Annotated in this window: 8 protein-coding genes and 1 pseudogene; 4 read left to right on the plus strand and 5 right to left on the minus strand. The window is 73.5% G+C overall.

The annotated features are described in order from the left end of the window. Nucleotides 1-232: 232 nt before the first annotated feature. Nucleotides 233-1,507 (minus strand): cell envelope lipid trafficking protein PgfA, encoded by a 1,275-nt coding sequence (gene pgfA / locus DPA01S_RS10690; RefSeq protein WP_232303106.1) that lies wholly within the window; start codon nt 1,505-1,507, stop codon nt 233-235. Between the two features lie 152 nt (nt 1,508-1,659). Here pgfA and DPA01S_RS16370 point away from each other — a divergent pair, with 152 nt between their 5' ends. Further along, the gene (locus tag DPA01S_RS16370; RefSeq protein ID WP_082767772.1) at nt 1,660-2,898 is read left to right on the plus strand and encodes an acyltransferase family protein; all 1,239 of its coding nucleotides are present in this window, start codon (nt 1,660-1,662) and stop codon (nt 2,896-2,898) included. Nucleotides 2,899-3,839: 941 nt separating this feature from the next. Here DPA01S_RS16370 and DPA01S_RS17665 read toward each other — a convergent pair. Together DPA01S_RS17665 and DPA01S_RS10700 are read right to left on the minus strand one after the other, a co-directional pair. Then, nucleotides 3,840-7,310: pseudogene (locus DPA01S_RS17665) on the minus strand (alpha-(1->3)-arabinofuranosyltransferase domain-containing protein); the annotation flags it as partial. Nucleotides 7,311-7,346: 36 nt separating this feature from the next. After that, nucleotides 7,347-7,535, minus strand: coding sequence for a DUF2613 domain-containing protein (locus DPA01S_RS10700; protein ID WP_061229380.1), 189 nt, complete (start codon nt 7,533-7,535; stop codon nt 7,347-7,349). 154 nt (nt 7,536-7,689) lie between these two features. On the opposite strand from DPA01S_RS10700, the gene DPA01S_RS10705 reads away from it, so the two are divergent. From DPA01S_RS10705 to DPA01S_RS10715, 3 genes are all read left to right on the plus strand, one after another. Next, a complete protein-coding gene (locus DPA01S_RS10705; protein ID WP_082767773.1) occupies nt 7,690-8,316 on the plus strand; it encodes a TetR/AcrR family transcriptional regulator in 627 nt (208 codons plus the stop codon). Continuing rightward, nucleotides 8,313-10,190 (plus strand): long-chain-acyl-CoA synthetase, encoded by a 1,878-nt coding sequence (locus DPA01S_RS10710; RefSeq protein WP_083961631.1) that lies wholly within the window; start codon nt 8,313-8,315, stop codon nt 10,188-10,190. Before DPA01S_RS10705 ends, DPA01S_RS10710 begins: the two co-directional genes overlap by 4 nt. 80 nt (nt 10,191-10,270) lie before the next feature. Beyond that, nucleotides 10,271-11,341: an alpha/beta hydrolase gene (locus tag DPA01S_RS10715; protein WP_061229382.1), complete on the plus strand. Its 1,071-nt coding sequence runs from the start codon at nt 10,271-10,273 to the stop codon at nt 11,339-11,341. Between the two features lie 54 nt (nt 11,342-11,395). On the opposite strand, the gene DPA01S_RS10720 is transcribed toward DPA01S_RS10715, so the two are convergent. Together DPA01S_RS10720 and argJ are read right to left on the minus strand one after the other, a co-directional pair. Then, the gene (locus DPA01S_RS10720) at nt 11,396-11,881 is read right to left on the minus strand and encodes a nuclear transport factor 2 family protein (protein ID WP_061229383.1); all 486 of its coding nucleotides are present in this window, start codon (nt 11,879-11,881) and stop codon (nt 11,396-11,398) included. Continuing rightward, nucleotides 11,878-13,089, minus strand: a complete 1,212-nt coding sequence (gene argJ / locus DPA01S_RS10725) for a bifunctional glutamate N-acetyltransferase/amino-acid acetyltransferase ArgJ (RefSeq protein ID WP_061229384.1) — start codon at nt 13,087-13,089, stop codon at nt 11,878-11,880. The genes DPA01S_RS10720 and argJ overlap by 4 nt, the downstream gene beginning before the upstream one ends. Between the last annotated feature and the right edge of the window lie 124 nt (nt 13,090-13,213).

Consider the following 13,213-nt stretch of genomic DNA (forward strand, 5'->3'; position numbering starts at 1 on the left):
TGGGGCAAGACGCAATCAGAAGCGCAGCGCCCGATCCGAGGGGCAGATCGTGGAAGCCGCGCGGTTGGTGTCGCTGTCGGCCGCTCAGCGGTCGCGTCGGCCGCTCAGCGGTCGCGGGTCCGCCGACGAGAAGAGCGTCCCGCACACGCCCTCTCGGGTGATGTGTGCGGAACGCTCTCGTCGATGCTCCAGGCGGCGGGGCCGGCTCAGCTCAGGCCGCCGCCGGCTCAGCTCAGGCGCGCGCCCGGGCGGCGTGACCGCCCGTGCCGCCACGGCCACCGCGCAGACCGAGCACGATGCCGCCGATCAGCGAGATCAGGCCCAGGATGCCGAGGACGGCGGGCACGACGCGGCCGAACGTGTTGAGCGTGTCCGCGCTCTCCTGCGCACCGGCGAGGGTCACCTGCTGCGTCTCCTCGTTCCAGCCGGACTGGAAGCGGACGGCCGTGCGGGTGGGCTCGGCCCTCTCCTCCTCCATGCGGGCCTTGTCGCCGAAGAACGCGTCGGCCTCGGCCTGGTCCTCGGCGAAGAACTGGAAGATGTCCTCCTTGCCGTTGACGATCTGACCGGTGGTCGGGTTCACCCACACCGTGCGGGTGTTGGTGTAGAAGCGGCGCATGTCGACCGCGCGCTCGGGGTCGCCTCCGAGGCCCCACTGCCCGGCGGTCATGCCCTCGCGACGGTAGCTGGCGAGGACCGACTCGACGGCGGGGTCGTAGCCGTCGGAGATGGAGGCGAAGTGGTCACGGATCGAGGACCACATGTCGATCGGGCCGAGCTCCTGGCGGAACTCGTAAGCGTCGATGCCACCGACGGTGGTCTCGCCGACGAACTCGATCGGGTTGGTGGTGAAGGTGCTGGCGTCGAAGTAGTCGTAGGCCCGCTGCTCGGTGTCGAACGGGAACTTGTACTGCAGCCCCTCGCGGACGAAGCCCGTGGGGGCGTCGTCACCGCCCGAGCCGCCGGCCACGACCTGCAGGGTGCTGGTCGCCTCGTCCACGGGCATCGCCGAGACGCGGTCGACGGTCACGCGGTCGATCGTGGCGTTGATCAGCGCCTCGACGTCGTCGCCGCCCTGCTTGTCCTCACGCAGCAGCGACTGCGCGGCCTGCATGGTGATGACGTCGGCGTCCGACGGCTCGACGGCCTGGACGCGGCGCTGCGAGTAGAGCGGAATGTCGTTGTCGATGAAGCACGTGACCGCGAACTGCACGCCGGAGTCGTCGGCCTCGGGCCCGTCGACGGTCTCGACCGTCTCGCCCTCACCCTCGGCGCCCTCGCCCTCGTCGGCGGGGGCCTCGGGCGCCCGGCACTCGGCGCGGTCGGCGTTCAGTTCGGTGGGCGTGTTGGACGCGAGCGCACTGCCCACGAGGACCGCTCCCGGCACGGTGTCGGTGACGGTGGTGCTGTTGATGTCCAGCGGCGTCTTCTTCTGCGCCGGCACGACGAAGAATAGGAGAGCCAGTGCCATAGTGATGAGAAATGCGCCGAGCCCGACGAGGACCATTGCGGGCACCGACGACCTCCGTCCCGCCGAACTGCTCTGACGTGCCATCGTCTAGTCCTCCTGGTGTCGCGCCCTGGGCCCGCCGGGTTACCACCCGGTAACCACCGGGTTGCCTGCCCGGCCGGACCATCATCAGGAGAAGATTAACAGTGATGAAGAACGCATTCGGCACCCCCGACCCCCGAGTCGGCACTCTGCCGTCCGCGACCGGCTTCGCCCCGGCGTTGGAAGGCCTGCGGGCGGTCGCCGCGTTCGCGGTCCTCACGACGCACGTGGCGTTCCAGACCGGCTCCTCCACGGGCTCGTTCGTCCACCGGGTGTGGGGCCGGTTCGACCTGTCCGTGGCCGTCTTCTTCGCGCTGTCCGGTTTCCTGTTGTGGCGGGCGCACGCCCTCCACGCGCGTCGGAGCGGCCCGGGCACCGCCCGTCCGGCGGTGGATTATCTGCGCTCCCGGCTGGTCCGGATCCTGCCCGCCTACCTCGGAGTGGTCGCGGCGGTCTTCCTCCTCATCCCGCAGAACGTCCGCGCGTCAGCTGCGACCTGGGCGTCCAACGTGACGCTCACCCAGGTGTTCGTGCCCGATTCGCTGGTCGAGGGCCTGACGCACGCGTGGTCGCTGTCAGTGGAGATGAGCTTCTACCTGGTACTGCCGCTGTTGTGGTGGGCGCTGTCGCGGCTGCGTGGTCCGGCCGCGCGGTGGCGGATCCCGGCGATCGCGGCGGTGGGGGTGGCGAGCCTCGGCTGGGCGCTCGTGCCGTGGTATGATTTCGGGCTTTCCGAGCGGATCAACGACCAGATCCTGCCCCCGGCGTTCGCGTCGTGGTTCGCGGCCGGGATGATCCTCGCCGAGCTGGTCGCCGCGCCGCCCGGGCGGGTCGCGGCTCTGGCCCGGCACCCGCGGGCGCGGTGGGCGTGGTGGGCGGTCGCGGCCGCCGCGTTCCTCGCCACCACGGTCCCCCAGTGGTTCACCGAGGGCTTCGTCCACCCGTCGGGCCCGGAGTTCGCGGCCCGCACCGCCCTCGGTGCGGTGGTCGCGTTCTGCCTCCTTGCGCCGGTCGCCCTGTCGCCGGACCGGGAGCGGTTCGCCGTTCTGGGCTCGCCGGCCCTCACCACGCTTGGCCGGTGGTCGTACGGCGTCTTCCTGTGGCACGTCCTGGTCCTGCACTTCGCGTTCCAGATCGCGTCGGTGCCCATGTTCTCGGGCCGGATGCTCACGGTCTGGCTGGTCACCGCCGTGATCTCGACGGTGGTGGCGGCGGCGAGTTACGCGCTGGTGGAGGTCCCGTCCCAGCGCTGGCTGGCGCCCCGACGCGCGCCGCGCGGGCGTCCGGCGGACGGCCAGCTCGCGGCGAGCCCCGCGCAGACGAGCCCGGCAACCGTCGCGACCTGAGGCCCGAGGGAGTCCCCGGCGTAGCCGAGCGGGTCCGGCCACGGTGCGCGGGCGAGCAGCGCGGCGCCGGCGACGATTCCCACGCCGGCGCCGGCGACGAGCAGCCGCCGCGCCCGTCCTGCGCCGAGGTGGCGGCTGGCCGCCAGCGCGCAGGCGGTGAGCCCGGCGGTCACCGCGAGCCCGACCGGCCCGGCGAGCAGGGAGCCCACCGCGGCGGTCGCCACGACGGTGACGGGACCGCGGCCGCGCCACGGCGTCGCGCGGGTCCCCGCCCGGTCGCGGTGGCCGCGCGCGAGGAACAGCAGCAGTACCAGCAGCAACGCGAAGGGCCCGGTGAGCAGCGCCCACCGGTACGGCGCGTCGAGCGGGACGGTGAGCACGAGCGTGGCGCCGGTCGCGGCGGCGGGCAGCACCCAGCCCTGCTTCCACCCGTCGACCGTCACGGCCCGCGGGTCGGCCAGGGCGGTGCCGTCGTCGGCGACCAGGTTCGCCCGCCACGCCGGCGAGACCGATTCGGGAACCACCAGGACGCGCTCGCGCGGGGCGGCGGGGACGTGCAGTTCGCGGTGGGCGTCGTCCCACCGGACGGTGGTGACCGCCCGGGTGGGCTGCGCGGCGCCGCCGAGGACGCGCGCGGCGCCGACGGTGGTGGCGCCGGGGCCGTCGGTGGTGGCGCCGGGGCCGTCGACGACGACGAGGCCCACGGTGTCCACCGAGAACGCCTCACCGGGATCCACGGAGACCTCCTGCGGCCCCGCGGGGAGCGGGACCGGGGTCTGGTCGCAGAGTTCGGCCGGGACGGCGCGGCCCTCGAGCAGGGCCCGGCGGGACGCGGTGATCCGCGTGCCCACCACCCGGTCACCGATGCGCAGTCTGGGCCCGTCCTGACAGGTCAGGGTGACGGGGTCGTCGTCGGCGGCGGGCAGCGCGCCGATGCGGGCGCCGGCGGCGTCCTGCACCCAGACCTCGGCGATGCCGGCGGGCACGGGCGCGCCGCCGGGGGTGCGTACGTCGCGGGTGCTGTCGACGCGGACGGTGACGCGGTCGGTGTGGTCGGCGAGGAGGTCGACGACGACGGAGCCGTCCTCCTCGGGTGTGAGCGTGGCGACGTCGACGCGCGTGCGCTGGAGGCCGGTGTCGATCGTGACGACCCTCGGCGCCGCCGGCGCGTCCGAGCGGGGCGCCCACAGGCGCAGTGACCCGACGAGGTGGCGCCCGGGCAGGCGCAGGCCGAGCGACGGCGACGGGGCGTCGGTCGCGTGCCAACTGGTGGAGCGGTCCCCGTCGACGGCCGCCGACGGCGCACCCGCGGGATCGGTGACGAGGGAGTCGCCCTCCGCGCGCACCTGCCGGGCCCGCGAGGCCGGGTCGCCGCGCAGGACGTCGTCAAGGGCGCTGCCCGGGCGCGGGCGCACGAGCAACCGGGGGGCGACGGCGGTGTCGGCGGGGACGTCGAGCAGTCGGGCGAACCGGCCCGGTTCCTCCGGGGCGATCGCGAGGTCGGGGGCGCACCGGGCGGCGCCCGTGGCCTCCTCCGCCCCGGCGAGTCCCTCGACGGGGCTGCCGCCGTGGACGCAGTCGGTGCGGCCGGCGAGCTCCTGCCGCAGCAACCAGCCCGACGGCGCGCGGGTGTCGTCGGCCCGCTCGGGCAGGGCGATGGTCCGCAGCAGCGGGATGTCCTCGCCGCCGGCGGCGAGCCCGATCTCGGAGACCTCGAAGTACGTGCCGCGGCCTCCGTCGGCGACGCCGGTGACCGTGACCCGGACCTGCTCGGTGGGGCCGGGCGGCAGGGCGACGGTCGTCTCCTCGTCGGCGCGCGGGTACACCGTGGTGGTGCCCGTGTCGGTGCGGACCTCGAGCGCGGTGACCTGCGGGCCGACGGCCGGCGCGGGGACGGTCAGCCGCAGGACCGCGCGGTCGACGGGCTCGGGCAGGTCGATGGCGATCCACTCGCCGAACGCCGAGCCGTATCCGCCGGAGCGCCACGCGGTGTCCGGGTCGCCGTCCACGGCCGCGGCCACGGAGTGTGAGGGCCGCACGGGGCCGGTCTGTGCGGAGTCGGCCGCCGAGGACGACACGCTCACCCTGGCGTCCCGCCAGCGGGCCCGGGTGCGCGATGGCTCGTCGCCGGCGACGCTCGCCGAGTAGTCGGGGACCGCGCCACGGCTGCGCCGTGGATCGCCCTCGGCCCGGACGGCGGAGGAGTTGTGGTCGAGCCGGCCGAAGTCGGTCTCGCGGTCGGTCGGCGAGTCCGTGAGCACCGGCGCCGTGGAGGCCAGCGGCCGCGGCCTCGGGAACGGGTCGGACGCGGGGTCGACGCCGGCCGCGAGCGCGTCGGCCTCGAGCAGCCGCGTCACGCGCGGCGGCGAGCCGATGGTGTCCTGCTCGGCGAGCAGGTCGTCCAGCCGGGACAGGGCCTCCGGCCCGCCCGCGACCACGGGCAGGTCGCGAACCTCCACCGTGTACGGGGCGGTCGCCGACCGGGGCGGTCCGGGCGGCGTCGCATCCGAACCCAGGCGGGAATCGACCCGGTAGATCTCGATCGCCGGATACGCCGGCCGGAGCCCGGAATCGTGGACGACCACCTCGTCGTCGTCGCCACCGTCCCCGCCGCGAGCCACTCCCGCGCCGCCGTCACCGCCGGTGACCTCGGCACCGACGTCGTCCCCCCGCGCGGCGACCGGCTCGCCGAACTCGGCGACCTTCACGAGCCCGGGCGAGCCGTCGACGGCCTGGTGGACCAACGCCGGGCGCGGCGCGGCGGAATCCACCGACAGGTCGTTGCGCACCACCAGGTACCCGATGCCCAGCGAGGCCAGCGTGGCGGCCATGCCGGGCGCCGCGCGGCCGTCGGCGAGGCGGCGCTGCACGGCGTCGAGAGCGCGGATCGCGGGGGCGGGCTGCAGCGGCACGGAGTCCCGCACCGCCCACGGCGTCTCGGCCAGCGGCTGGAGCGGCTCGTCGCGGGTGACGCCCCAGACCTGACGGCCGAACGAGGCTCCCGGGACCACGAGCGCGCGGGTCGTGGCCGCCGGGTCCCGGTCCTCGGTGCCCGGGCGGTCGACCGGCGCGTTCTCCGACAGCCACGCGGCGGCCTGCGGCCAGTGATCGGGCAGCTCCTCGTGCGAGCCCACCGGCGCGAGACGCCCGAGCCACGCCGGCGCGACCGACACGCCCGCCGCGAGCACGACGATCATCGCCACGGCAACCGCCCGGTCGCGCTCCGGATGGGCCAGCGCGCCGGGGGCCCGCTCGCGGTCGAGACCGCCGAGCAGACGCGTGAGCAGGTGCGCGACGCCCAGTGCGAGCGGCAGGCGCAGCAGCGGCTCGAACTTGTGGACGTTGCGCAGTGGGGCCCCCGCCCCGTCGAGGAGGGCGCGCACCGTCTCGGCGAGCCCGCCACCGGCCGGACCCACCCACGCCGCCGACATCGCCACCAGGCCCACCGCCGCGATCACGAGCAGACGGCCGCGCGCGGGCATCCCCCGCAGCAGCAGACCCACGACCCCGGCCGCCGCCAGGACACCGGTGGCCAGGACGAACGCGGGCTCGCTGGTGAGATCCGCGCCGGCGGTGCGGTCCGTCGACACGAACGGCACCCACGTCGCGGCCCCGCGCAGCACCTCGGTCACCGACGCCCACCTGGTGGTGACCTCGGCGGACTCGATGTAGTCCAGGAACGGCGGCGACACCCGGCCGAGCAGCACCAGTGGAACCGCCCACCACACGCACACCGCCGCGGACAGCGGCACCCACCACGCGGCCAACCGCGCCCACGTCCGGCCCGGCCGGTGCAGCGCCCACCACAGGACCGCGGGCAGGCACGCCACCGCGGTCGCGACGGCGTTGACGGCACCCATCAGCGCCAGCGCGAGCGCGGCGCCGGCCCCGCCGCGACGCGGTGACATCCGGCCCTGCAGCACCCGGATGACCGGCAGCAGCACCCACGGCGCCAGGGCGACCGGCCAGATCTCCGACGAGATCGACCCCAGGTCGCCGAGCATCCGCGGGGCGAGCGCGTAGAGGACACCCGCGACCGGGCGCGTGACGCGGGTGCCGATGCGCAGCGCGGCGGCCACGCGCACCACGCCCACGTACGCGACGGTGAGCACGACCGCCCACCACAGGCGCTGGGTCAGCCACGCGGGCATCCCCGCCAGGTCGAACAGGGCGAAGAACGGCCCCTGCGGGAACAGGTAGCCGTAGGCCTGGTTCTGGACCTGGCCGGCGAAGGACAGGCCGGTCCACAGGTGGGTGGCCTGGGCGAGGAAGCGGCCGGGGGCCGCGACGAGGTCGTACTTGGTGTCCGGGGCGATCAACCCGGGGGACTGCAGACAGGCCAGCAGCAGGAAGGCGAGGAACGCGACGACCGCGTCACGCGCACCGGCGCCGAGACGGGCCCCGCGGATCACCTACGCCGGCGTGCAGAGAGTCGAGAGCTGCGGGCGTCAGCGCGCGCCGTACTCGACCTGGCCGAGGAGGGCCTGGTCGGCGGGCGGTTGCGGCACGTCCGGGATGGAGTTCTCGGCCATCGTGGTGTTGACCCCGAACGCGACGATGCCGCCGAGGACGATTCCGCCGACTGCGCTGGCGAGCGCTCCGGTGCCGAAGCTCATCGTGGTCTCCCTGGGGTTCACGTAACGGTGGGTGTCCTGCGGTGTCGTCGAGACACCGATGCCGGAAGCGTAACACCCGTCGGGGCGCCGGATCCGGGGAGCGGCTCCCACGAGTCCTTACCGGCGGGTAAGTTGAGTGTGGCACATGACACCGCGACCCGCCGGGAGGAGACCTGTGACGACGGGGACCAAACGCATCCCACGTGCGATCCGCGAGCAGCAGATGCTCGACTCCGCGATCCGCGTGTTCTCCGATCTCGGCTACCGATCGGCCTCGATGGACACCATCGCCCGCCACGCGAGCATCTCCAAGCCGATGCTGTACCTGTACTACGGCTCCAAGGAGGAACTGTTCGCGGCGTGCGTCGTCCGCGAGTCCGGTCGGCTGATCGACCACCTCACCGCCGCCGCCACCGGCAGTGCCGGCCCCCGCCGACGGCTCGAGGACGTCGTCCAGGCGTTCCTCGAGTTCGTCGACGCCCACACCGACTCGTGGAATGTGGTCTACCGTCAGGCATTCGCCGAACCCCAGTTCAGGGAGGAGGTCGAGAAGACCCGGACGGTACTGGTCGACCTCACCACCGATCTGCTCGCGCAGAACTCGGGCGACGAGCGCGGCCGCGAGGTGCTCGAGGTGGTCGCCACCGCCCTGGTCGGTGCAGGCGAGGCGGTCGCGGACCGCGTCGCCCACCGGTCGATCCCCACGTCGGTGGCCGCCGCTGTCGTCGTGGAACTCGCCTGGCGCGGCCTCGCGGGCGATCCGACCAAGTCACTCACCACGCCCACAGAGGAGAAGTCGTGACCGACAAGACCACCGTCACCGGCCGCCGGTCCGGGGCCGCCCGCACACTCAGCCCGGCGGACCTCGCGCGCGGCCTGCCCTCCCTCGCCGCCGACCTGCCGTCCGTCCTCAACGGGCTGCGTATCGTGCGGACCTCCCGCAGCACGGACAAGGTCTCGATCGGGCGCCGTTTCCAGAAGCTGGCCGCCGCCCGGCCCGACGCGCCTTTCATCAAGTTCCTCGGCACGGAGATCAGTTACGGCGAGGCCAACCGCCGCGCCAACCGGTTCGCCGCGGTCCTCAAGGCCCGCGGCGTGACGCGCGGCGACACGGTCGGCATCTGTATGGGCAACCGTACCGAGGTACTGCTCGCGATCCTCGGCGCTGTCAAGGTCGGCGCCTCCGTGGGCCTGCTCAACCACCACCAGCGCGGCGAGGTCCTCGACCACTCGCAGAACATCCTCAAGTCCACGCTCGTGCTGGTCGGCGCCGAGTGCGTGGAGGCCGTGCAGTCCGTGCCGCGCGAGAACTGGATCGGCGAGCTCCTCGCCGTCAGCTCCGAGGTCGACCTTCCGTTCCGCGACTTCACCGCACGCCACCGCCCTGACGAGCTGGCGGACCTGACGTGGCTCGAGGACGAGCTCACGACCCTCGGCGACGACGTCGGGGACGTCAACCCGCCGGAGGCCGATGAGACGGTCGGCACGGAGACCGCGTACTACATTTTCACCTCGGGCACGACGGGCCTGCCCAAGGCCTCGACCATGTCCCACTACCGGTGGAACAGGGCGATGGCCGGCTTCGGTCTGTCCGGCGTGCGACTGAAGAAGGACGACGTCCTGCTCAGTCCGCTGCCGATGTATCACAACAACGCACTCACGGTGGCCCTCGGCTGCGTGCTCGCCTCCGGGGCGTGCCTGGCGATCGAGGAGCACTTCTCGGCGTCGAAGTTCTGGGACCAGGCCCGCGCGACCGGGGCGACCGCCGCCATCTACATCGGCGAGATCTGCCGCTACCTGCTCAACCAGGATCCCGGCCCGGGCGACCGCGACCACTCGATCCGCGTGATGACCGGCAACGGGCTGCGGCCCGAGATCTGGGACGAGTTCCAGGAGCGCTTCGGCGTCGGCCGGATCTGTGAGTTCTACGCGGCCAGTGAGTGCAACATCGCGTTCGTCAACGCGTTCAACGTCCCGCGCACCACCGGGTACTGCCCGATGGACTTCGCGATCGTCGACTACGACCCCGAGACGGGCGAGCCCCGCCGCGGCGAGGACGGCCGGCTGCGGAAGGTCGGCAAGGGCGAGATCGGCCTGCTCATCAGCGGGATCTCCGACTCGCAGCCCTTCGACGGCTACACGGATGCCGAGGCCACGGAGAAGAAGATCGTCCGCGACGCCTTCAGCGACGGCGACGCCTGGTTCGTCTCGGGCGACCTCATGCTCGACCAGGGCCTCAAGCACGCCTCCTTCGTCGACCGCCTGGGCGACACCTTCCGCTGGAAGGGCGAGAACGTGGCGACCACCGAGGTCGAGGCCGCGATCAGCGCCCGCCCGGAGGTCGACCAGGCCGTGGTCTACGGCGTCGCGGTCCCGGACGCCGACGGCAAGGCCGGCATGGCGGCGATCCGCCTGCACGACAAGTCGGACTTCGACGGCGCGGCGCTCGCCGAGCACCTGCGGGACTCCCTGCCGTCGTACGCGGTCCCGCTGTTCATCCGGCTGTCCAAGGAGCTCGAACACACCTCCACCTACAAGAGCCGCAAGACCGAACTGCGCGCGCAGGCGTTCGACACCTCGACGTTCGACGACCCGCTCTACGTGCTGTCCAAGGAGAAGGGGTACGTCCCGTTCTACGATGGCGCGGAGAACGACGTCGTCGCCGGCACGGTCTGACCCACAGCCCCGTGCCCGGGCCCTTTAGCAGCAGCGCCGCAGGGCCGGCCGGCGTTCCCACCAGGAGGTATCGCCGCCGCATGCCCAGCCGTCCCGCGACCCGCCGTCCCGCGGCCGGCCGTCGCGCACCGGGCCGTCAGGTGCCGGGCCGCCGCATCCCGCGCACCCGGGCAGACCTGTCCCGCCGCTCGCTGCTGATAGGCCTGTCGGCCGCGCTCGGCGGGGCGGCGGGGTGGGCTCTCACGTCGGTGATCGGGCGGGGTGACGACGACGAGGACCTCGATCGCGGCCAGAGCGCCGAGTCCGTGGCCCCGCGCCCGTACGTGCCGCCGGAGGGTGCGGTCCCCGTGCGCGAGCCCCGCCGGTTCCACTACGCCGATCCGGGCGATACGGACGGGCAGTCGTTCGGGGACCTGTACCTGCCCGACTCGGCGAACCCCGCGCTGCCGGTGGTGGTGCTCGTCCACGGCGGGGGCTGGAAGGACTCGCTCGGCCTGACATACATGGAGAACCAGGCCCGCGACCTGGCCTCATTCGACGTGGCGGTGTGGAACGTGGAGTACCGGCGGGTGGACTCCGGCGGCGGCTGGCCCACCACGGTGGCCGACGTGTGCGACGCCGTCGACCACCTCGCCGAGGTCTCCGCGCAGCTCGGCGATCGGCTCGATCTGCGCCGGGTCGTGGTGGTCGGGCACTCCGCGGGCGGGCACCTGGCGCTGTGGGTCGCCGGCCGGGCGCGGCTGCCGTCCTCGCTGCCCGGCTCGAGGCCGGTCGTGCCGGTGTCCGGCTGTGTCTCGCTGGCGGGGGTCGCGGACCTGCTCATGGCCGAACGCGCCGGCGACAGGTACGTCCACGATCTCCTCGGCGGGCGCCCGGGCGACCGCCGGCAGCGGTACGTCGACGCCTCCCCGGTGACGCACCTGCCCGCCGGGGTCCCGGTGGTGTGCGTCCACGGCCGCGAGGACAAGGTCGTGCGTCCCGAGCAGTCCGAGTCCTACGTCCGGGCGGCGCGCCGGGCCGGCGATCCGGCCCGCGTCTCGCTCGTACCCGGTGGCCACGACCCGTGGGGCGACATCACCGGCACCGTCTGGCACGACACCCGCGACACCATCCTCGCGATGGCACGCCGTAGCCCCGACCCCGCGGGCTGAGCGCAGGGGCAGACCCGCGCGTGCAGCGCACCCGCACGAGTCCGACCCGCCTGCTCAGACCCAGCCGGTGTCCACGCGGATCCGCTCGAGCCGGCGGTAGGAGATCAGCCACCGCCCGTCCACGCGGCGGTACCGCTCGTGATAGTGCCCCCAGCCGTGGAGCCGGCGCTCGCGGTCGCCGACGCGCCACCAGAGCCGGTCCTCCATGGCCCAGATCCCGCTCGCAGTGGGTTCGCCGGTCTCCGGGTCGGGGCCGGTGAACTCGAGCAGCGGGGTGTGGCCGTGGTGGACGCTGGTCACCGGGCTGGAGCCGTCGAGGGTCTCGCGAATCGCGGCAGTGAGCGCGTCGCGGCCGCGCACCTCGGCGGCGCCGCCGCTGGCCGCCCACGACTCGCTCACCACGTCCTCGGTGTGGCACGGCCCGTAGGCGTCCCACTGCTTGGTGTCCATGACGTACAGGCGGCGGGCGAACACCGCGCGGATCGCCTCGAGGTCCGCGGCGCCGAACTCGTGCGCGCTCACGTCATCGTGCGCGCTCACGTCGTGTAGTCGGCGTTGATCGAGATGTACTCCCGCGTGAGGTCGCAGCCGTAGACCGTGCAGGAGCCGTCCGCGGCGCCGCCCTCCACGCCCAGGTCGACGGAGATGGTGACCTCCTCGGCCCGCATGATCTCGGTGAGCCGCTCGAGCTCCGCCTCACCGGGGAAGGCGGGATAGGTCTCGAGGTCGCCGAAGACGATCCGCACCCGCTCGGGGTCGATGTCCGTGTCGTCGTGGCACTTGCCGATCGCCATGGCCACGCGGCCCCAGTTGGGGTCGGCCCCGTGGACGGCGGTCTTGACCAGCGGCGAGTTGAGGATCGCCTTGGCCACGCGCTTGGCCTGCGCGCGGTCGCGCGCGCCCGTGACCTCGACGGTGAGCAGTTTGGTGGCGCCCTCGCCGTCGCGGGCCAGCTGCCGGGTGAGGTCCAGGCAGACCGCCTCGAACGCCTCGCGCAGCTCGACCTCGCCGACCGGATCGCCCGCCCCGCTGGCCAGCGCGATGGCCGTGTCGGAGGTCGAGGTGTCGGTGTCCACGGACAGGCAGTTGAAGGTCTCGTCCACCGCGGCCCGGAACGCCGAGTCCAGCACACCCGGCTCCACTGCGGCATCGGTGAACAGCACGGCGATCATCGTTGCCATGTCCGGTTCGATCATCCCGACACCCTTGGCGATGCCCACCACCTGAGCGGTGCCGCCCGTCGTCGTCGTCACCTCCACCCGCGCGGTCTTGGGGTGGGTATCGGTGGTCATCATCGCGGTCGCCAGCGCGACGGCGTCGGCGTCGAACGTCGCGCCCGCCAGGCCGTCGAGGTGCGCGCGCAGCTTGTCCATCGGGTAGCGGCGGCCGATCACGCCGGTCGAGGCGATGAGCAGCTCCCCCGGGGCCACGGCGATGGCGTCGGCGGCGCGCTCGAGCACCTCCCGCGCGTCGGCCATTCCCTGCTCACCGGTGGCGACGTTGGCGTTCTTGGCCACCACGACCACGCCGCGCGCCGTACCGCTGGCGGCGTTCTGTCGGCTGAGCACGACCGACGGCCCCGCGAAGAGGGAGCGGGTGAACACCGCGGACGAGGCCGGGGAGGGGCCGTCATTGACGACGACGAAGACGTCGTCACCGCGCTCGCGCAGTCCCGCGGCCCCTGCGTGCGCGCGGAAGCCTGGCGGGAGCGGGACGGGGTCGTGGGCGGGCTGCGTGGGCGGCGTCATGTGCTCCATTCTTACTGCCGCACCCCGGCGCCCGCCGCCACCCCGCTGGAACTCCCGAGCTCCCTGGCGATGACCGTGCAACACGCAGGCCCACCCAGTGGATGTACTTGTGAGCCACATCACA

The organism is Dietzia papillomatosis NBRC 105045 (genome assembly GCF_001570845.1).
Taxonomy (GTDB): Bacteria; Actinomycetota; Actinomycetes; order Mycobacteriales; family Mycobacteriaceae; genus Dietzia; species Dietzia cinnamea.